Origin of the sequence: Ensifer sp. PDNC004, assembly GCF_016919405.1 — a bacterium.
GTDB lineage: Bacteria > Pseudomonadota > Alphaproteobacteria > Rhizobiales > Rhizobiaceae > Ensifer.
This window is the reverse complement of the sequence record NZ_CP070354.1, coordinates 256,126-275,726: the sequence shown is the minus strand read 5'-3', so window position 1 is coordinate 275,726 and position 19,601 is coordinate 256,126. Positions and strand designations below refer to the sequence as shown.

Below are 19,601 nucleotides of genomic sequence, written 5' to 3'. Positions count from 1 at the left end.
GTCTATCGCCTCTTGAAGAACACGGGACGTGCAGCGAGGCACAGAATGATCAGCGCCTGCAGAACCCATGTGAGGACAGCCGGAAGACCGAGCGCCCGTTCCATGGCGAAGCCCCCCACCTGCAGCGCCGCGAAGAACGCCGCGGTGACGACCGTCGCGATCGGGTTTGCCATCGCAAGAACCGCAGCCATCAGCCCCGACCAGGTATAGCCCGGCGCAAGCAAGGCCCCGTCGGTGAACCGGTACTGCTGCCCGAGGATCAACAGCGCCCCAACCAGACCGGCAAGAGCGCCGCTCAGGAAGGCCACCCGCTGCGTCTGCCGCGGCAGGTTCGTGCCCGAGTACCCGGCGAAACGCGGATTAAGCCCAGTCATTCGCCACTCGAAGCCGTTGACGCCATGTTTGTCGTTGACGATGACGGCAATCGCAACCGCGGCCATGATCAACATTCCGACGCTGACCGGCAGATCGAAAATGCTGCTTGGGAGGCGCGCCGCAGAGGCGACGCGATAGGTTTCCGGCATGCCCGTCGAGGGATCGCGCAACGGGTAGCGTACCAGATAGGATGTGACGCCGCGTGCGATGTAGCTGAGCAGCAGGCTCGTGATCAGAAACGGGATGGCGAGGCCAAGCTGAAGTACTGCCGCGATCCAGGCATAAAGCCCGCCCGCACAAATGGCGGCCGTCAAGGCGAGCACGGCCCGCACGGCCCCTGGTGCCGGAACATAGAGTGCAACGAACGCGGCCGCGAGCCCGCCCACCAGCATCTGCCCGTCGCCGCCAAGATTGATGAGGCCGGCGCGAAAGGCAATTGCGGCTGCAAGACCCATGCCGATCAACGGGACCGAGCGGCTGAGCGTCTCACCCAGGCCGCGCCCCAGAAGCGCACCCTGGACGATTTCCTGATAGACCGAGAGGGGATTGGCGCCGGTCGAAAGCACCACGAGCCCCCCAAGCACGACGGCGACCGCGATGGACAGCAAGATTGCCGTCAATCGAGATTTCGTCTCGAGACCAACTCCTGTCATGCCCCTGCCGCTCCCCCCATCATCCATCTCCCAATGGTGTCTTCGTTCATGTCTTTCCCACTGAGGCTGGCGTCGATACGGCCTTCAAACATCACGAGAATCCGGTCTGAGAGCGCCAGCAGCTCGGTGAGGTCGGACGAGACCACCAGAATGGCCCGGCCCTTGTCCCGTTCGGCGATCAGGGTCTTGTGGATGAATTCGATCGCCCCGACGTCCACGCCCCGTGTCGGCTCTTCGATGACGATCAGCGGCGACCCGTGCTCGATTTCGCGCGCGATGACGACCTTCTGCATGTTGCCGCCCGACAGCGATCCGATCGGCACGTCTTCCGAGGCTGCCTTCACCTTGAATTGTTCGATGAGCTTGCGGGCCTGCGCGCGGATCGCCTGCTTCTTCAAAAACCCGTAGCTCGACACCGCGGCCGTTCTATGCGTGCCGAAGGCAATGTTTTCGGCGATCGAAGCGGCCGGTGCCGTGCCCGTCAGGTGACGATCTTCCGGCACGTATGAAATGCCGACGGCGCGGCGTTCGGCGATCGAAAGCCCCGAAACGTTCCGCCCTGCGATGACGACCTCGCCGGTCGAATCCTCAAGCCCGGTTACGGCCGAAATCAACTGCGGCTGCCCGTTTCCCGAAACGCCGGCGATCCCGACGATTTCGCCCGGCCGCACATCGAATGTGACGTCGTTTACCACGGCTACGCCGCCCTTTCGCACCGACAGGTTCCGGACAGAGAGCATCGGCTGTGCGGTCGGCGTGACCTTGGCGGCGACCGTCGGTGGCACGTTGCGCCCCACCATCGCGCGGATGATCTCCGCCTCGTTGGTCTGCCGGGTCGTCAACGCGCCCGAGACCCTCCCGTCACGCATGACCGTGATCTCGTCGGTGACGGCAATGACCTCGGGGATCTTGTGCGTCACCAGGATGAGAGCCATGCCCTGGCTTGCCAGATGGCGCATCGCCACAAAGAGACTGTCGCGCTCCTGCGGCGTAAGCACCGCCGTCGGCTCGTCGAGTATCAGTACCTTTGCCTGGCGCGAAAGCGCCTTCAGGATCTCGAGACGCTGGCGAATGCCCACCGCCAGATCCCGCACGCGGCTGTCGGGATTAATCTCCAGGCCGTGTTTTTCCCCGAGCTGCCGCACGACATCGCGCGCGGCAGCTGCGGAAACAAACGGCCCCTGTCCCGGTTCGTTCTGGAACACCAGGTTCTCCCAGACGGTCAGGTCGGGAAACTGCCTGAACGTCTGGTGGACCATGCCGACACCGGCAGCGATGGCACCGAGCGGGCTTGCGAAGTCCATCGCCTTGCCATCGATCCGGATCTCGCCGGCATCCGGCTTGAGCAAACCATACAGGATATTCATCAGGGTCGATTTTCCGGCCCCGTTTTCTCCCATCAAGGCATGGATTTCACCGCTTTTGACCGAAAGGTCGATCCCGTCATTGGCAACGAGACTGCCAAATCGCTTCGAGATGCCCTTCATCTGGAGCAAGGTCATTGCTTCAGCTCCCGGACCGCTATTGGGCCATGGGGTCAGGCACGGTGATGGCGCCCGACACGATCTTTGCCTGGATCTCGGTCAGCTTGCCGATGACATCAGGCGCCTTGGCGATCATGCAGCCGGACGCGGCCAGGTCCTCGGACATGGCAACGAGTTCGAGCCCGCCTTCCGCCAGACCGAAGCTCTCGACAGGCTTAGCCGTGCCTTTCAGGATGCCGTCGATGGTTGCGGGAAGAACGACGTCCACGCGTTTGAGCGTGCTGTCGAGTATCGCGCCGGGCGCATCGCCGCATTGGTTGACGTCGAGGCCGATCGCCATCGCTCCCGGCTTTTCCGCCACCGCCTTGAACACGCCGCCGTTGCTGCCGGCCGCGACCGCGTAGATGCGGTCTGCTCCGTTAGAGAGCTGCAGGACCGCCTGGGTCTGTGCCCGCACCGGATCCTGGAAGGGATTGTCTCCGCCGATCCACGCCGTCGGCAGCACGTTGATGTCGGGGTTGGCAGCCTTAGCGCCGAGTTCGTAGGAATCCGTGTAGCGATGCAGGAACGGAATATCGAGCGCACCGATCACGGCCACCGTCTTGCTCTGTGACGTCAGGGCAGCTTCGGCCCCGGCGAGATAGGCGATTTCCTGTTCGCGGAACACCGCGCAATAGACATTCTCCGGTGCTTCCGGAATGCAGGTGTCGATGATTACGAACTTCGTTTCCGGGTTTTCCGGTGCCAGATCGGCAATGATGTCGCCGAACTCGAAGCCCATGACCGTGACGATCGGGGCGCCCATGTCTATGGCGGCCTGAACGTTCTGGCGGCGGGTCGACGGATCCGTGCCCTCGAATATGCGCGCTTTCGCCCCTTGAGCCTCGGCGGCCTTTTCGATCCCCGTCTTGCCGAGGCCGAGGAACTTGTTCACGCCGATGCGGCTCGGTGTCACCAGGACATAGGACGTGTCGTCGGCCCTGGCGGACGCTGTCGTCGCCGCAACGGCGAGCAAGGAACCGAGGCAGATATGCAGGAATTTGCTGGTAGTCGTCATCTTGGACTCCATGAGCAAGTGTGTCGCGATGGTGGAACGCTGCGGACGCCGGTTCGCCGACGCACCGATCAGTACGGCGTGTCGCCACCGTCGGCGTTGATCGCCTGACCGCGAATGATGATCGCGTCGTCGCTGAGCAGGAACGAAATCGTCCGCGCCACTTCCACCGGGTCGATATGACGACGCAACTGCGAGCTGACGAGCTGCTTGAAGACCTCGTCGGGCGCCTGCTTGACCAGGTCGCCATAGGCGACAGCAACCTCACGCAACATGTCCGTCGCCATACCGCCGGGGCAGACGCAGTTGACGTTGATGTCCTGCGGCGCAAGCACTTCGGACAGAACCCGGGTGAAATTGATCATGGCCGCCTTGCTGGCGCTGTAGGCCAGCGACTGCGTATGGCCTTTCTTGCCGGCCTCCGAAGCGACATTGACGATCGCGCCCTTGATGCCCTTGGCAATCATTGCCTTGGAAACGAGCCTGGCTGCCTCGAACGCGCCGTAGACGTTGATGGAGAAGATGCGCTCCCAATCGCTCCACGGCGTTTCGAGCGGATCGACATGGCAAACGATCGCCGCGCAGTTTACCAGCCCGTCGATTGCACCGAGGCGCGCTTCGGCTTCCTTGATCGCAGCTGCGATCGAGCCTGCATCGGCCAGGTCGACGACAACGCCGGACAGTGCCTTGCGGTCATGATCGAGGCTGGCAATCGCCTCTTCCAGCGCTTGCGCACGGACATCGCCGATGACGACCGAGGCACCCTCGGCAACGAGCAATCCTGCAGCCGCCTTGCCGGCGCCGCCGGCGCCGCCAAGCACCAGGTAGCGCTTGTTTGCATGCGAGCGCGTCGGTGCAACCTGCCTCACGGCCAACGGGGCATGCTCGCCCCTCGTGGCAAAGGAACCCATATATCCTCCCTTCGAGCCTCCGCTTGGAAACTCTTCCTCTCTGTTCTCCGGGAACCACGTTGCTCCAGTCACGGGGATCTGACAAAGTCCACTTGTCGAGAAGTGGATCACACATGAACAGGATTTCTCCCGCCCGCATCGGCCGGCTTATCGGCAACTGGCGAACCCCAGACGGCAAGGTCAGCGAGCAGCTCAGCCTTTCGATCGGCAGATTGATTACGGCAAGGGAGTTGCCCGTCGGCGGTGTCTTGCCGTCGGAACGGGCGCTGGCGACGGCGCTTGCGGTCAGCCGCGGGACGGTCGTGGCGGCCTACGGCTCGCTGCGGGACGCCGGGGTGCTGGACAGCCGCCATGGCAGCGGCCACCGCATCGTCGCGGCCGCGGCGCCGTCAGGAGCTGCGCACACGCGCCTGGCCGGCGAGATCCGGGCGCTGCCGCAGGACATCGACATGACGAGCGGCGCCCTGCAGCCGTCACCCATCCTGACCGAAATGCTGGCGGCGTTGAAAGGGGCGGACCTTGCCAGTGTGGCAGCAGGCCTCGGCTACGACGCCTCCGGCCTGCCGGCGCTGCGCTGGGCCATCGCGCGCTATTACGCGGACCTTGGGTTGCCGACGCATCCGGACAACATCCTGATTACCAGCGGCGCGCAGCAGGCCGTCTGGTTGCTCGCCAATGCAATGGTGGATGCGTCGGACGCGGTGGTGGTCGAAGACCCTGTCTATCGCGGTTCGCTCGAAGCCTTCCGCCGCCGCAACGCGCGGATCGTTCCGATCGCGGTGACCGACGAGGGCCTTGATATCGGCAAATTGGAGAAGGCGCTCAAGAACCGCCCGAGGCTGCTTTATCTCTTTCCCGAGGCGCACAATCCGACCGGTCGTTCGCTCAGCGATCAGAGCCGGCGTGAGCTCCTCGACCTCCTCGAGCGCTATCCGACGTTTCTGATCGAGGACGGCGCGCAGAACGAGCTTTCGACCATCGCCGGACGAACACCGCGCCCTGTGGCGGGACAAGCCAACCCGGAGCTTGTCGCAACCATCGGCACGCTTTCGAAGCTGTTCTGGGGCGGCCTGCGCATCGGCTGGATCCGTGCCGCGCCGCCGGTCGTGAAGCGTTTGGCGAGCTTCAAGGCGGTCAACGATCTCGGCTGCTCGATGTTCGATCAGCACCTGGCCGTCGGCCTGCTCGAAAACATTCGCGAGGCGCGGGTCTATCGTCACCGCGAGATTTCCGAGCATCTGGAGGCGGCGGAAAGGATCATCGCCGATCATGCGCCGGGCCACTGGCATTGGTCGCGTCCCTCGGGAGGGACTGCGATGTGGATCCACATGCCCGGCGTCGATGCGGTGGCCTTGTGCCAGGAAGCACAACGCCACCGCCTGTTCCTGTCTGCCGGACCCGGCTATTCCGCGCGGGAAAATTTCGGCGACGTCATACGCCTGCCCTTTGTCCGCCCGCTGCAAACCATGCAGTTCGCAATCGAAACCATCTGCAGCCTGGCAGGCGGAAAATCCGCCGGCTAGGCGCCGCAACGCTTCGTTATTGTTCCAGGTTCACGTAGGAATCCGGGAAAAAGCGCGGCGTGCACAGGCAATAGAACTCCAGGTCGACCGAGCCTGTGTTTTCGATACGTTGCGCCGCACCGGCCGGTATCACCGCCTGATCGCCGACGCGCAGCTTCTGCTTGACCCCATCGACCTCGAGAATGCCCTCGCCCTGGCGAAGAACGTAGCGCTCGATCACACCGGTGAGGCTGTGCAGTTGCGTGGTAACCCCGACCTCCACCCGGGCGACGGCAAGCGACGCCTCGGGCGACGCGTCGCAATTGTGCAGTTCGGTGATGTAGCACCGTTCATCCGTCCAGAATTCTCCCTGACCGTTTGCAAATACGATCCCGCCTTTGTCGACAACCACGGCATTCCTCCTTCTTGTTGCGGACTGAACAGAACGGGGAACACCTGGATCGACAAGGACCACTTTTTATAAAGTGGTCCAGGGGCCATATGGTGTCGCAAATTTCGGCGCAGACGGCCCTGCCGGACCCCTTTGGCCTCATGCGGCCAAAATGCGCTGGCGGACGATCGGTGTTCTTGGCCGATATCGTGTGCTGCGCCAGTTTAGTTCACACCATATCGCCCTGGTATCGGTTGAGCGGGAGATCCATCCCGGTCGCCATGCGATGGATTTGTGCCATGGCGGGTTCGAAGATCGCATTGCGGCGCTCAAGCTCGGCATGTTCGGCAAGATAGGCCGGTACGAGCTCGGAAATCTCATCGAGCACGGCCTGTTCATCCACCGTGGTCAAACGACCGTCCTGCATCACAACCCGTCCGGCAACCATGACCGTCTCGATCGAGGATCCATTTTCCGAATAGACAAGGTGCTTGGCGATATCATTGAGAGGCTGGAAGGGATAGTTGCGCGTGTTCAGGACCAGGAGATCAGCCGATTTGCCGACTTCGAGGGAGCCGGTCACCTGCTCCAGCATCGCCGTTTTCGCGCCGCCGATGGTCGCCATGGCGAGAATCTCGTCCGCCTTCAGCCATCTCTCATAGTCGGGACCGGCAGCACTATGTACGAGACCGGCGACGCGCATGACGTCGAAGATGCGCGATGTATCGTTCGACGAAACGCCATCGGTGCCGAGGCCAACAGTGACGCCGGCATCGAGCAGGCGGCGGATCGGCGCGATGCCGGCGCCAAGCTTCAGGTTCGAGACGGCATTATGAGCGATGGAGACGCCCGCCTGCCCCATGAGCTCGATGTCGTCGTCGCTCACCCATACCGAGTGTGCGATGGTCGTATTGCGCTTTAGAAGCCCAAGGTCGTGCATGTAGGCGATCAGCGACTTGCCGTGTCGAACGAGCCCCGTTACCGCCTGCGTCTTGGTCTCGAGGATATGCGTGTGGAACGGCACGTGTTTGTCCACCGCCAGGTCCATGCAGGCGGCCATGAGATCCGGTGTGCAGCGCTGCGGCGCCGACGGGGCGATCATGAACCGCAGGCGACCAGACATGCCATGCAGGCTGGAAAAGGCCGCTCGGCAATAATCCGCATAGGTTTCAGCCGACATCGGCGGGCCGAAATCAAGCAGCTCCTGCAGCGCCGAGGGCATGACCTCCCGCGCAAATGGCAGCGCATCGAGCGTATGCACATTCATCGCCGCGCTGGAGACATTGGCGCGGATGCCGGCATCGTCATAGGCGCGAAAGACGGTGGCGAGCCGGTCGAGGTCGTGACGCGGCGGATCGAAAAAGTCGTCGCAAAGCGTCGTGACGCCGTTGCGCAGAGATCCCATCGCCAAGAGCAGGCTGCGCAGGTACAGCAAGCGCTCGCCGATCGGGTCATTCATCAATAGGGGATAGGCATAGAGCAGCCAGACTTCGAGCGGCATGCGCTCATAGCGCCCCCGCAGGAATGTCTCGCTGGAATGCGTATGGGCATTGACCAGACCTGGCATTACTAGCCTGCCACGCCCATCGATGATTTGAGCGTCGGGCCTAGCTGCAAGCCCCGACCCGATGGATTTGATCTCGGAGCCTTCGATCAGGATGTCGGCGGCAAACGGGGTGGCGCCGCGAGCACCGTCCATTGCAACAAGTGTCGCATTGCGGATGAGAATTTCGCGCATGACTACGTCCCGGAAATGACTGAACGATCCGATGATGGCGCCCGCCGCCACATCGCGACTATTGATCCCTGAGCTCGGCAAAAGAGCTCGCACCCTTCGCTCCGCCGCGGAGCTTTCCGGACAGCCAGACCCCGAAGACCGTCGCCAGATACGGCAAGGCCTGCAAGAGGTCGTGGGGGATCCGGTCTCCGAACGTCAACTGCGCCCGGATGCCGATGGCGCCGACGATGGCGAAGAACAGGGCGGCGAAGGTGGCGCCAACCGGATGGGCCGCACCGAAGATGACCGCCGCAAACGCCATGAAGCCGCGACCGGCCGTCATGCCCTGGGCAAAGAATTGCAGGCTGCCCGCGGCAAGTTCCGCGCCGCCAATGGCGCACAGGACGCCGCCGATCGAAAGTGCTGCCAACCGCATGCGCGAAGGGTCGGCGCCGACACCGCGCGCAGCAAACGGATGCTCTCCGCAGGCGGCAAGCCGCAGGCCGAAACGCGTTCGCCGCAACAGCACCCACATGGCAAAGACGACGAAGGGCATGGCCGCGACCGCGACCGAAAGCACGCCATAGGAACCAAAGGCCGGCCCCAGTTTCGGAATGCCGAAGGGTGCCGTCACGGTTGCCTGGGTGCCAAAGATCGACTGGACAGCCAACGCCGTACCGCCGATGCCAAGACCCGTCAGCCCCAGACCGGCGATAATGGGATTGGCCTTCAGCCTGTCGATGACGAACCACAGAAGCACCGAGGCCAAGACGCAGGCGAGGATGGCTATCAGGATGGCAGCGCCAACGGACTTGGTGAGCATGATGCCGAGAATTGTTGCGCAGGCACCGATGATCATCAGTCCCTCGAGGCCGAGGTTCCAGACCCCTGCCCGTTGCGCGATAACGCCGGCGAGCGTGACATAGATCAGCGGCGTTCCGGAACGCAGAATGGAGATGATGATCTCGTTCATGTCTTGCGCCCTCCGAGACGCAGCACCCTATCGATGACGGTCGACCTTGCCGTTATGAACAGCGCGATCGCCGCATTGATGATGTCGATCGCCGCCGACGGCAGCCCGGCCATGATCGGCAGATAAAGCGCCGCCGACGCCAGCCCGCCGAAGAACACCGCGGCCACCGCCGTCCCGAGAACGGAGAGGTTGGCGACGAGCGCGATCAGGATCGCCGTAAACCCATGGGCTGGCAGGAAACCAGAGGCGATGCGGCCGTTCGGCCCCATGAACTCGATGGTACCGGCAAGACCCGCTAGCGCACCCGATATCAGGAAACTTGAGAGGCCGAGCTTCCAGAGACGTGCGCCCTGCCACTCCACCATGGTGCCGTTGCGACCGGCAAGGCTTGCCAGAACCCCGAAGGCGGTCCGGTTGACCAGCAGCCACATCAGGATGCCGACAGCGACCGCAATCGCGATGATCGTTGGCGAAAGACCGAGGGAATCCGAGATGCGGTAGGCCGGGTCCAGCGGACGGCTCGATGCCTGCTGACCGGAGCCCGAGGGATCCTTGAGCGGCCCCGAAGTGACATAGACGAGCAGCAGACCGGCCATGAAGTTGCCCATGAGCGTGGTGATGACCTCGTCGGTGCCGGAGCGAAGCCGCAGCAATCCCGGCCAGAGCGCCCAGAGTGCACCGCCGAGCATGCCGGCTAGAAGCAGGGTCGGGATCACGAGGAAGGCGGGCCCGCCTCTTACCGCTTCGGCTGCGAAGGCGGCGCAAATCGCACCGACATAGAACTGCCCCTGGGCACCGATGTTGAAGAATCCCGCGCGGAAGGAGATGCCGACACCGACGGCCGTTATGAACAGCGGCAGTGCCCATCGGAGACTTTGCTCGATCGCCCCGGTTCGGAGAAACGCCCCGTCGAGCACCGCCCAAAGTGTCACCGGCGCATTATAGCCGGCAAGCTGGAACACGAGCGCGCAAAGGATGAGCGCGAACGTCACGAAGATCAGGCTGCGAACGACGGTGATGAGACTGTCTTTCATGCGCTTGCCCCCGCAGCGGCACCGGTCATGGCCGCCCCCACAACGCTTATGTCGAAGGGCGCTTGGAACTCGCCATTCAGGCGTCCCGACAGCATCACCACGACGCGATCCGATATGTCGAAGAGCTCGTCGAGATCCGACGAGATCAAGAGTATGGCCGCGCCACCGTCGCGCGCTTGCCGCAGGGCCTGCCAGACGAAGGCGGTCGCCCCGATGTCGAGGCCGCGTGTCGGCTGGGCCGCAATAATCAGCTTGGCCTCAGGATCGATTTCCCGCGCAAGGATCACCTTTTGCGCGTTGCCGCCCGAAAGCGACCCGGCCCTCTGCCCGGAATTGTTATAGTGGACGCTCCACGCCTTTAGCGACCGATCGCAAGCTTCACGGATTGCAGCGGGCCGAATGCCCTTGAGCAAGCTCCCCTGCAACAGTTCGCGCGCGCTCCAGTTTTGCCAGAGGGAGCTCGTGAGGCTGAGGCCCTCCACATTGCGCTCGAAGGGAATGATCCGAAGGCCGATCTTGCGGCGTGCGGCAAGTGGCTGCCAGGTCACGTCGTGCCCAGTGAGATTGATCGTTCCGCCTTCGAGATCTGCGAGTGCGGAGATCGCCCGCACCAGGGTTTTCTGCCCATTGCCTTCCACCCCGGCGACACCGACGATCTCGCCCGGGCGGATCTCGAGGTCAACGGCATCGAGAGCGATGCCCCCGCTGTCCGGCCTCGTGGAGACGGCTTTCATCGAAAGGATGGCAGGCCCGACCGCATGCGTGTGCGGAACGGAGTTCCCATGCGCGGTTGGCTTCGTTCCGACCAATGCATCGCGGTCTTGGCCACCGAGCGTCTTGGCTATGGCCTCCCCGACGATGAGGTTGGCCAGCCGCTCACTTGAAACTTCCGCCACCGGCAGCGGCCCTTCAACCTTCCGGCCGCCCCGCAACACCGTGACTGTGTCCGCGATGCCCAGCACCTCGCGGATCTTGTGCAGGATAAGGATGACTGTGACCCCACGTTCCTTAAGGCGGCGAACGCGCGCGAACAGCATGTCGATGCCGGCCGGGGACAGGACCGCGGTCGGCTCGTCGAGAATGAGGACGCGCGCATCCGTGACCAGGGCGCGGGCAATCTCTATCCCCTGCTGTGTCTCGATCGGGAGGTCCCTGATCCGCCGGTTCAGATCGACCTGAACGTCGAGACCCGCAAGATGCGACCGCCATTTTTCAACGAGACCCCTGCGGCTGAAGACGCCGCCCCTGCCCGTTGCGCCAAACTCCATGGCTTCGGCAACCGTGAAGGACGGCGGCAAGGCAAAGCTCTGGTGGACGAGTTCCACCCCGGCGGCCCGGCTTTCGCTGACCTGCCCCGTCCGGATGTCGTGTCCCATCACATTGACGGCGCCAGAAGTGGGCTGGACCAGGCCGGCCGCCACGCGGGCAAAGGTGGTCTTGCCGGCGCCGTTCTGACCGACAACCGCATGGATTTGCCCCGGCGTGAACGAAGCTGAAACCGCCGACAACGCCGTCACGTCGCCGAATTTGACGGTGACGTTGCGGCACTCCAGGGCCGATTTCGCAGATTTGGACATTGTGGTTCCCATCGAGAGCAGGCGTTCGCGACCGTCAAAAGGGCTGGAGCCGGTCCGCGAACCCCAGCGACCTCCCCAAGGGGGAGGCCTTACCGACGTCTTTCGAACGATCGGCCTGGCTCGGCAGCCAGCACCTGGAGATCAAAGGGTGGTGTTGAAAGGTACCTTGATGGATCCATCGAGGATGCCGGCACGAACCTTGTCGACCTCGACCAACGCTTCCTTCGCCCTGGCGTTCAGGTCCGCCGGCCCCTGCTCGGCAAAGACCGGCGAGAGAATGAAGTCGATGACGCCCGTGCCAAGACCCGTATGCTCGTGCGCACCACCCTTCCATTCGGGCCCGACCGCCTTGCCGGTTTCGTTGTAGAGCGAAACGCCGAAGTCGAGGCTGACGATCGAGATCAGCGATTTCGGGCCGAGCTCATACTGTCCCGGCGCAAGGCAGCTCACCATGCGGCCTTCCTTCTCGTTCGCCGCAGCAATGATGCCGCCATCGGTGGCCGCCGCGTCGGTCTGAATGTAGTCGATGCCATCATTGTACATTTGGGTGGCGATTTCCTGGCCCTTTGCCGGGTCCTGGAACGAGCCTGCGAAGGCGGCGATAACCGTGGCATCCGGTCGAACGGAATGCACGCCGGCCTTGAACGCGTTGAAGTCTGCGTTGAGCGGAGGGATGGAAACCCCGCCGATGAAGCCGGTCTTGCCGGTCGACGTCATCCTGGCCGCAAAGACGCCCGAGAGATAGCAGCCAAGATAATAGTCGTAGGAGACGGTCACCACATTCGGGATTGCCGGCTCGAAGGGATCGGCGAACAGCTGGATCCACTTGGTATTCGGGTAGGAAGGTGCGAGCGCCTTGAATGGCTCGGCCACTTCGTTGAAGGTCGAGACGATGATCGCCGCTCCGGCGTCGCCGAGCGTGCGGTAGACAGTCTCGTAGGTTGCAGGGTCCTGCGCGTAGATGGCGCGGTACTCAAAACCCTTTTCTTCCGAAAGCTGCTTGAGCTTGGCGATCATCTGGTCCACCGGACCATTGTCGCCTGCAGCCTGCGTGTGCACCAGCGCGACCAGCCCTCCGGACGCGCGGGCGAATTCCGGGACGATGGTCGCCGCAAAGGCCAGCGCTGCGGCACCCGCGCTCGCCTGCAGGAATGCGCGGCGATGCATCATGTGCTGTGCGCCATTTCCAGTCTTGTCCGTCATAATTGTTCCCTCTTTTTGTCTTGTCGTTTCTCATGCGCATGCCAGGGCGCAGGCAATGCCCTGCGCCGCTTCCCGCCTCAAAGGGGCGGGGAATAGGGGGCCGGGTTCATGATCATCACCTCCTGCTTCTGAATTGCGTCCAGCGCCCAGACTTCGGAGATGAACTTCTGCCAGTCCGGGTCGGCATACATGGCCGTCCGGCGCGCTTCTCGGTCCGCGAGACTGTCGTAGGCCCACATCAAAACCGTGGTGTGGAGCGTGCCCAGTTCCGACACATAGAGACCAACGAACTTGTTCAGATGGCGCTTCTGCACAGGCAAGCCGTCCGCCTCGTACTTCTTCATCCACTTGTCGACCGTGCCGGGCTTGAAGGTGTAGGTGCGGTGTTCCAGGATCATCAGGTTACTCCCTATGCGTTCAGGATGAATTCGGCGCATTTCTCGCCGATCATGATGGCTGGCGCGTTGGTGTTGCCGCTTGAGATTACGGGCATGATCGAAGCGTCCGCGACCCGCAGCCCCTCGATGCCGCGCACCTTGAGCCGCGCGTCCACCACAGCCATGCGGTCGTTACCCATCTTGGCGGTCCCGACCGGATGAAACGTCGTCATCGCGGTCGCCCGCAGCCAGCGGGTCAAAGCGGCATCGTCAAGCGCTTCCGGCCCCGGAGCCAGCTCCTTGCCGCGATAGCGGTCGAAAGCCTTCTGGCCGACAATGTCGCGGGTCAGCCGGATGGCATCGATCATCGTGCGCACGTCGAAATCGTCGCGGAGGTAATTGGCCTGGATCTTCGGCTTGTCCGTCGCGTTCGCCGAGCGCAGCGTGATCTCGCCGCGGCTCACCGGATTGACGGGGCCGACGCGGATCGTGAACCCGTGGTTGGCTTCCACCGCCTGCTTCTTTCGGAACGGATTGGGGAAGTGCAGATTGGCTGTCTTTTCCAGCGCCGGCATGAAATGCAGCTGAATGTCGGGCGCAATCAGGCCATCGTTCGAACGGATGAAGGCACCGGCCTCATAAGGGAACGTCGTGGTGACGCCCTCGCCGAACAACATGCCCTGGGCAACAGCGGGGATGAGCTTGTCCGCCCGCAGGTCGCTGAACAGCGTGATCGGCTCGCGGCATTCCCAACTCATGACGCAGTCGACATGGTCCTGGAGGTTCTTGCCGACGCCCGGCAGGTCCAGCACCGGTGCGATGCCAAGCGCCCGAAGCTCGTCCGCCGGCCCGATGCCGGACAGAAGCAACGCCTTTGGCGAATTGACAACGCCGGAAGAGAGGATCACCTCCCGCGCCGCCCGGGCGCGTCCCAGGACGCCGTCCTTCAGATACTCGACGCCGCACGCCCGGTCGCCTTCGATGATCAGACGCGTGAGTTCCGCCCCCGTCAGCACAGTGAGGTTCTTACGGCCGAGCGCCGGGCGCAGGAACGCCCACGAGGTGGACCACCGTTTTCCCTTGCGGATGGTGAAGTCGTAGCGGCCAAAGCCTTCTTGCGTCTCTCCGTTGAAGTCGTCGTTGGCCGGGTAACCCGCCTGGATGCCCGCCTCGCAGAACACGTCCATCAGCGGATTGTTGCCGCGTGCCCGGCAGACGGTGAGCTCTCCGTCGCCGCTGTGGAAAGCGTCCTTGCGCTCGACATGGGTCTCGGAACGTCGGAATGCCGGAAGCACCTCGTCATAGGACCAGCCGGGCAGCCCGAGCTGCGACCACCGATCGTAATCATGGCGATTGCCGCGCACGTAGATCATGCCGTTGATGGTGGACGTCCCGCCCAGCACCTTGCCCCGAGGCCAATAGAGCGAGCGGCCGTTGAGATGGGGCTCGGGCTCTGTGTGATAATGCCAGTTGTAGACGCCCGAATGGAACAGCTTGCCCATCAGCATCGGCAACCGGAACAAGGGGTTGCGATCCTTGCCGCCAGCCTCGATCAAAAGCACGCGGTTTGCCGGATCCTTCGACAGGCGGTTGGCGAGAACACAACCGGCCGAACCCGCACCAACGATGATGAAATCATATTCCGGGTTACGCGCCATGGGTCACCATGCGATGGGCCGGTCGCCCATCGCCTCCAGATGAGAATTGCTGAGAAGGAAAGGATTTTCCCGGCCGAGCACCTTGTCGGCAAAGGCGGGATGCTCGCGCTGTATATAGGCGACATGATCCTTGCGCCCCTTGGCAACGCCGGCTTCTGCAAAGATGTCAGCAGCCGCGCCACCGAAGCCGAGGAAGACGATTGGCTTACCGCGCGCCAAAAGCGCGTCGACCACGCGCAGCATCAACGGCCGCCAGAAGGCAAGGTGACCGCGCGACTGGTGCGGATCGATATCGACACGAAAGCGAGAAAGCGTCAGCGACGCATTGAGCAGGAGTACCCCCTCCCTGACCCAACGATCTGCGATCAGGCTCGGCGGCTCGAACGACCCTGCGGGATCGCAAAGCAGATGCCGCACATCCGGCCACCGGCCGAAATCGCGCGCGAGATCCTCGTCGCCCAGCCGCGCAGCCGCGATCAGCTGCATATAGGCGCGGATGCTCTTTGAGAACATCTTGTCCAGCTCGCCCCACGCCGCCAGGTTGCCCGCCTCGAACGCCCGCCCCGTTGCAAAACCCGGCTCGGGATAAGGATCTTGCCCAAGCACGAGGCAGCGCACGCCATCGGGTGCAATGCCGTCAAACGCCGCGAGCGCATGTGCGCCCCGTGGCTGGCCGGGAAAAACCCGGCCGCGGCGCACCGGGAAGATCGGTTCCCACGGCTCGAGATCAAGGTCCGCATCGATACGGGAGAAATCGTCGCCGACGGCGCCGAGCGCATCGCGCCAAACAGGCGGAAGGTCGTTCTCCCAGCCCGCAAACGTTTCCGCCATTGCCTCCCTCAAGCGCATCGGCATCACGGCTCCTCTTCCGTTCGTTGAAGGTGAGACTAGACAAAAGCTGACCAAAGTGTCAACTTTCAAAAAGATAAAAAATGACGACTCGGTCAAGTTTTTCTGACCATATCGTCAACTTTCTGGCGAAGGTCGATACGCTTGCTTTTCGCTGGAAAACGCGGCAATTGCGATAGCAGTCCCGCCACCACGCACGATTGCCTGGTGCGAAGCGAAATGGAGGCGAAACCATATGGCAAGGGCAGTACGAGATCCCGAAGAGCGCATCCGCGAACGCAACATGCGGCTCATCATCAAGGCCGGGATCGAAATCTTCGCTCGCAAGGGCTTCGACGGCACGCGCATCGCCGAGATTGCCGAGGCTTCGGGGCTGCCCAAGGCAAATGTCTACTACTACTTCTCGTCCAAGGAGGAGATCTATACCGCCATCATCGCACATCTCATCGCCAGCTGGGACGATGCGCTGAAATACATCTCGCCCGAACGGGAGCCGGCCGAAGCGTTCAAGCTCTACATCAAGGCGAAGCTGGAATACACGCGCAAGAACATGGCCGAATCCCGGCTCTTTGCCAGCGAGATGATTCAGGGCGCGCGCTTCCTGTCCCGGAAGGATCGCGAGCATATCCGCCAGGTCACGGATACCCATGTGGCCGTTGTCGAGGGCTGGATCGCCGCCGGCAAGATGCTGCCGGTCGATCCGCGCCATCTTTTCATCATGCTCTGGGCGTCGACGCAGTTTTACTCGGACTTCGAACCGGTCGCCGTCGATGCGCTCAGAAAGCCCCGCTTGAAAGCCGACGATTATGAAAAGGCGGCCGCCACGATCACCGAGACGATCCTGAGAGGCATTCTCCGGCAGCCCTAGCCGACAAGCGAACAGAGCTTCTTCCGCCGGCATAACCTGCCGGTTTTCCACGGCCGGGCGATTACGCGCGTTTCACGGCTCGCGCTTGTGCTGCACTTCGCCTTGTCACGGGATCACCACGATAGAAGAGGCAGCGGTCGTTGCCTTTTTGGCAATCGACATTGCGAATATCTATGCTTCTTCGGCAAGGGAAACTCTGAATAATTGGCCTTGCAAGCAACTCTTCAGAGATCCGCAAGATGGCCTATGTCATTACCGAACCCTGCATCGACATAAAGGATGGCGACTGCACCGCCGCCTGTCCGGTGGACTGCATCTACGAGGGTGGCCGTACCTTCTACATCCACCCGGATGAGTGCATCAATTGCGGCCTCTGTCTTTCGATCTGTCCCGTCGATGCCATTGTCTGGGATCAGGAGATACCTGACAGCCAGCGCCATTTCATCGCTGTGAACAAGGAGTTCTTCGGGTCCGACGTCACGGGGATGGGGTCGCCCGGCGGCTGGAGCAAGGAGAGTTCCACGACGCAGGACCATCCGTTCGTTGCCGCCTTCGAGAAAACAGCCGCGATCGGCTAGCAAGTTCGCCCCTTGGGAGACCAGAGGGCGACGCCTACCGCCTCGTCGCCGCGCTCACCAGTCGGCGTAATAGGCCCTTGTTGCCGCGGCCAGCTTGGTCACGCGTCCGCGCTCGGCGGTCAGCCGCGGAAGGTCCGCGCGCGCCTGCTGCAGAAGCTCGGCCCGGGCAGCCTCGAAATCGACCCGGGTCAACCGTCCATCGCACATGATCTCCTGTCCGCCGACATAGAGCGCCTTTGCATGCGCGGCCGTCATCCGCGTGAGCAGCAGCTCCGCTTCATCCAGGTCGTCCATCAGGCTGTCGGCAATCAGCGCAGCATAATCCACGAGCACCAGGTCTTCGTTCGCCGGTGCATTCACCACCTTGGCGCCGACATGGATCGCGGCATCGAAGACACGTCCCGCCGTAAAGGCTCGCGTCAGGTCGCGGCCGCCATGCAAAAGATGGGCAAGGCGCAATTCGCGCCAGAGATCCTGGTCGTCGTCAAAGCCCGTTCCGTCGAGGCCGAACGCGAAGGCGGGACCGCTCGCCGGAAGCGTGGCGACCGGTGCCACACCTGACCGCAGGCGCAAGTTCGCCGACGGGTTCGAAACGAGCTGTGCGCCGCGCGCAGCCAGAAGTTCCAGCTCGTCCGATCTGAGCTGGACGCCGTGGGCGACGGCAAGGCGGGGCGAGAGGAAGCCGATCTCGTCGAGATATCGGACGATCCCTTGCGGGAAGCGCCGATCCAGCCATTGCCTCTGCCTCGGGCTTTCGAGCAGATGCATGTGAATGCGCCGGCCGGTTGCGTGAGAGGCCTCGGCGATCGCTTCGAGCAGTGCATTGGAACACCATTGCGGCCCGATCGGACCATACTGCACATCGATCAACGGACTTGTATTGGCCGCGGCGACCGCGTCGGCTGCCGAGATCTGCACCGATGGCGACGCATATTTCGGGATCGAGGCGCTGAGATCGTCCCAGTCTGCTGGAGCGAGATACGGCCGCAATCGCTCAGGCCCGCCGTCATAGGCCCACGGATCGTAGTCGAGAAGCGGACAGGAAAGCGCAAGTCTTATGCCGACCTCGCTCGCCGCCCGCATGACCGCACCGGCCTCGTCGACGAGACGGTCGATGTTCAGAGAATTATGGCAATGCATGGTCGCGCCGACGCCCGTTTGCGCCAACCTCGAGAAGGCCACCAGCGCTTCCAGATAGGGGTCGGTTCGCGGCCGGAGCCGCAGTCCCGGGATCCACACTTCCAGGGCATCGTCGACATTGCCAAAATCAAGTGTGCGGATGCCATAGCCATGGTCATGGGCATTGACGGGCGGCGGCATCAGCAGAGCATCGGCCGGGATCGCCGTCCATGAGGCGCCCTCAGGCAAATGGTCCAAGAGATTTTTCGCGCGCCCTGCAGCCTCGTGGCCAGGTTGCAGGAGAAGCCGCCCGGGAACGGATGCTGCACTCACGGATGAATCGCCTCCATGATCTGGTCGCTGAACTTCTGCAGTTCTGCGCCAACGAATTCGATGACGGCCTCGGCCGCGTGCGTGCGCTGCCGACGTCGCTGCACCAGAATCCCGATATGCAGGTTCTGAAGACGCGAGCCGGAAAGCGGTATGGCGACGAGATCGCCCGACCTGATCTCGGCAAGGAATCCGATCGGCGTGAAGAACGCCACACCCTGACCGGACAGGATGAATGGCTTGAGCATCATCTGGCTGTTAGAGAGGACAAACGGCCGCCCGGTCCGCTCGAAGACCGAGAGTTCGATTTCGATGAGCGAGCGGATCGGTTGCGTGTCGAGTTGCAGGAGAAGGTCGTACTGGGCGCATTCGGCAAGCGAGACCTGCCGCTGTTTGGCCAGCGGGTGTTCCCGACCAACGAAAGCCATCAGCGGCATCGGCACGCGAAAGAGCATCTCGGTATCGTCAGGCCGGGCGAGATCGAAGGTCATGCCCATATCGACATCGCCTTCGGCGACCAGGCTGCTGATATTGCCGTGACCGGCGGTATGGATGTGAAAGCTCACGCCGGGGTGGATGCTGTGGAACGCGTTGACCATGTCCGGCAGGAACTGGATGGCCAGGCTGTCGAGACAGGACATTTGCACGCGACCGGTCTTTTTCCCCTGCAGGGCGCCGAGGTCGCTGCGCAGCAGTTCGAAATTTTCCAGCGTCACCCTGGCGTGGCGCAACACGTTTTCCCCGGCAACTGTCAGCCGCAAGCCATTCGAGAGCCGCTCGAAGAGCGCTATCCCAAGCTCGTCCTCCAGTTTCTTGATCTGCCGGCTGACCGCCGAGGACGCGACATGAAGCTCCTCGGAGGCCTTGCGAATGGACCCGGATCGCGCGACCGAGACGAAGTATTTCAGGATGCTGGCGTGCATTCGATTGGACCCCTCCTCCCCTGGG

General features: G+C 62.8%; 18 protein-coding genes. 3 read left to right on the top strand and 15 right to left on the bottom strand.

Annotation, left to right across the window (positions count from 1 at the left end; translation table 11 throughout):
* Window positions 1-2: 2 nt before the first annotated feature.
* The 4 genes from JVX98_RS29630 to JVX98_RS29615 form a co-directional block, all read right to left on the bottom strand.
* On the bottom strand, window positions 3-995 hold the full coding sequence (locus JVX98_RS29630) for an ABC transporter permease (protein ID WP_246765126.1): 993 nt from the start codon (window positions 993-995) through the stop codon (window positions 3-5).
* A 29-nt stretch (window positions 996-1,024) separates the two neighbouring features.
* Window positions 1,025-2,530 carry an ABC transporter ATP-binding protein gene (locus tag JVX98_RS29625; protein WP_205239974.1) on the bottom strand — a complete coding sequence of 502 codons (1,506 nt, stop codon included), beginning with the start codon at window positions 2,528-2,530 and terminating at the stop codon, window positions 1,025-1,027.
* A gap of 19 nt (window positions 2,531-2,549) precedes the next feature.
* Window positions 2,550-3,569, bottom strand: coding sequence for a BMP family ABC transporter substrate-binding protein (locus JVX98_RS29620; protein ID WP_192449145.1), 1,020 nt, complete (start codon window positions 3,567-3,569; stop codon window positions 2,550-2,552).
* A gap of 68 nt (window positions 3,570-3,637) precedes the next feature.
* Window positions 3,638-4,477 carry an SDR family NAD(P)-dependent oxidoreductase gene (locus JVX98_RS29615; RefSeq protein ID WP_205239973.1) on the bottom strand — a complete coding sequence of 280 codons (840 nt, stop codon included), beginning with the start codon at window positions 4,475-4,477 and terminating at the stop codon, window positions 3,638-3,640.
* 113 nt (window positions 4,478-4,590) lie between these two features.
* Here JVX98_RS29615 and JVX98_RS29610 point away from each other — a divergent pair, with 113 nt between their 5' ends.
* Window positions 4,591-6,000, top strand: a complete 1,410-nt coding sequence (locus tag JVX98_RS29610; protein WP_205239972.1) for a PLP-dependent aminotransferase family protein — start codon at window positions 4,591-4,593, stop codon at window positions 5,998-6,000.
* Window positions 6,001-6,016: 16 nt separating this feature from the next.
* Here the strand turns inward: JVX98_RS29610 and JVX98_RS29605 are convergent, their stop codons facing one another.
* The 9 genes from JVX98_RS29605 to JVX98_RS29565 all read right to left on the bottom strand — a co-directional run bounded on the left by JVX98_RS29605 (window position 6,017) and on the right by JVX98_RS29565 (window position 15,740).
* Window positions 6,017-6,391: a cupin domain-containing protein gene (locus JVX98_RS29605; protein WP_245281576.1), complete on the bottom strand. Its 375-nt coding sequence runs from the start codon at window positions 6,389-6,391 to the stop codon at window positions 6,017-6,019.
* A 208-nt stretch (window positions 6,392-6,599) separates the two neighbouring features.
* Window positions 6,600-8,108 carry an amidohydrolase family protein gene (locus tag JVX98_RS29600; protein WP_205239971.1) on the bottom strand — a complete coding sequence of 503 codons (1,509 nt, stop codon included), beginning with the start codon at window positions 8,106-8,108 and terminating at the stop codon, window positions 6,600-6,602.
* A 58-nt stretch (window positions 8,109-8,166) separates the two neighbouring features.
* A complete protein-coding gene (locus JVX98_RS29595) occupies window positions 8,167-9,060 on the bottom strand; it encodes an ABC transporter permease (RefSeq protein WP_192449142.1) in 894 nt (297 codons plus the stop codon).
* A complete protein-coding gene (locus JVX98_RS29590; RefSeq protein ID WP_205239970.1) occupies window positions 9,057-10,094 on the bottom strand; it encodes an ABC transporter permease in 1,038 nt (345 codons plus the stop codon). The genes JVX98_RS29595 and JVX98_RS29590 overlap by 4 nt, the downstream gene beginning before the upstream one ends.
* Window positions 10,091-11,671: an ABC transporter ATP-binding protein gene (locus JVX98_RS29585; RefSeq protein ID WP_205239969.1), complete on the bottom strand. Its 1,581-nt coding sequence runs from the start codon at window positions 11,669-11,671 to the stop codon at window positions 10,091-10,093. The genes JVX98_RS29590 and JVX98_RS29585 overlap by 4 nt, the downstream gene beginning before the upstream one ends.
* 141 nt (window positions 11,672-11,812) lie before the next feature.
* Window positions 11,813-12,838 (bottom strand): BMP family ABC transporter substrate-binding protein, encoded by a 1,026-nt coding sequence (locus JVX98_RS29580; protein WP_205240073.1) that lies wholly within the window; start codon window positions 12,836-12,838, stop codon window positions 11,813-11,815.
* Window positions 12,839-12,951: 113 nt separating this feature from the next.
* Window positions 12,952-13,272 carry an NIPSNAP family protein gene (locus JVX98_RS29575; protein ID WP_043612319.1) on the bottom strand — a complete coding sequence of 107 codons (321 nt, stop codon included), beginning with the start codon at window positions 13,270-13,272 and terminating at the stop codon, window positions 12,952-12,954.
* Window positions 13,273-13,283: 11 nt separating this feature from the next.
* On the bottom strand, window positions 13,284-14,909 hold the full coding sequence (locus JVX98_RS29570) for a GMC family oxidoreductase (protein ID WP_205239968.1): 1,626 nt from the start codon (window positions 14,907-14,909) through the stop codon (window positions 13,284-13,286).
* Between the two features lie 3 nt (window positions 14,910-14,912).
* Window positions 14,913-15,740, bottom strand: a complete 828-nt coding sequence (locus tag JVX98_RS29565) for a uracil-DNA glycosylase (RefSeq protein ID WP_205240072.1) — start codon at window positions 15,738-15,740, stop codon at window positions 14,913-14,915.
* A gap of 253 nt (window positions 15,741-15,993) precedes the next feature.
* Here JVX98_RS29565 and JVX98_RS29560 point away from each other — a divergent pair, with 253 nt between their 5' ends.
* Both JVX98_RS29560 and fdxA read left to right on the top strand, forming a co-directional pair.
* Entirely contained in the window at window positions 15,994-16,626 is a 633-nt protein-coding gene (locus JVX98_RS29560; protein WP_205239967.1) for a TetR family transcriptional regulator C-terminal domain-containing protein, read from the top strand.
* A gap of 239 nt (window positions 16,627-16,865) precedes the next feature.
* Window positions 16,866-17,204: a ferredoxin gene (gene fdxA / locus JVX98_RS29555; protein WP_205239966.1), complete on the top strand. Its 339-nt coding sequence runs from the start codon at window positions 16,866-16,868 to the stop codon at window positions 17,202-17,204.
* A gap of 54 nt (window positions 17,205-17,258) precedes the next feature.
* Here the strand turns inward: fdxA and JVX98_RS29550 are convergent, their stop codons facing one another.
* Together JVX98_RS29550 and JVX98_RS29545 are read right to left on the bottom strand one after the other, a co-directional pair.
* A complete protein-coding gene (locus JVX98_RS29550) occupies window positions 17,259-18,524 on the bottom strand; it encodes an amidohydrolase family protein (protein WP_205240071.1) in 1,266 nt (421 codons plus the stop codon).
* Between the two features lie 128 nt (window positions 18,525-18,652).
* Window positions 18,653-19,576: a LysR family transcriptional regulator gene (locus JVX98_RS29545; RefSeq protein WP_043612307.1), complete on the bottom strand. Its 924-nt coding sequence runs from the start codon at window positions 19,574-19,576 to the stop codon at window positions 18,653-18,655.
* Window positions 19,577-19,601: the final 25 nt, after the last annotated feature.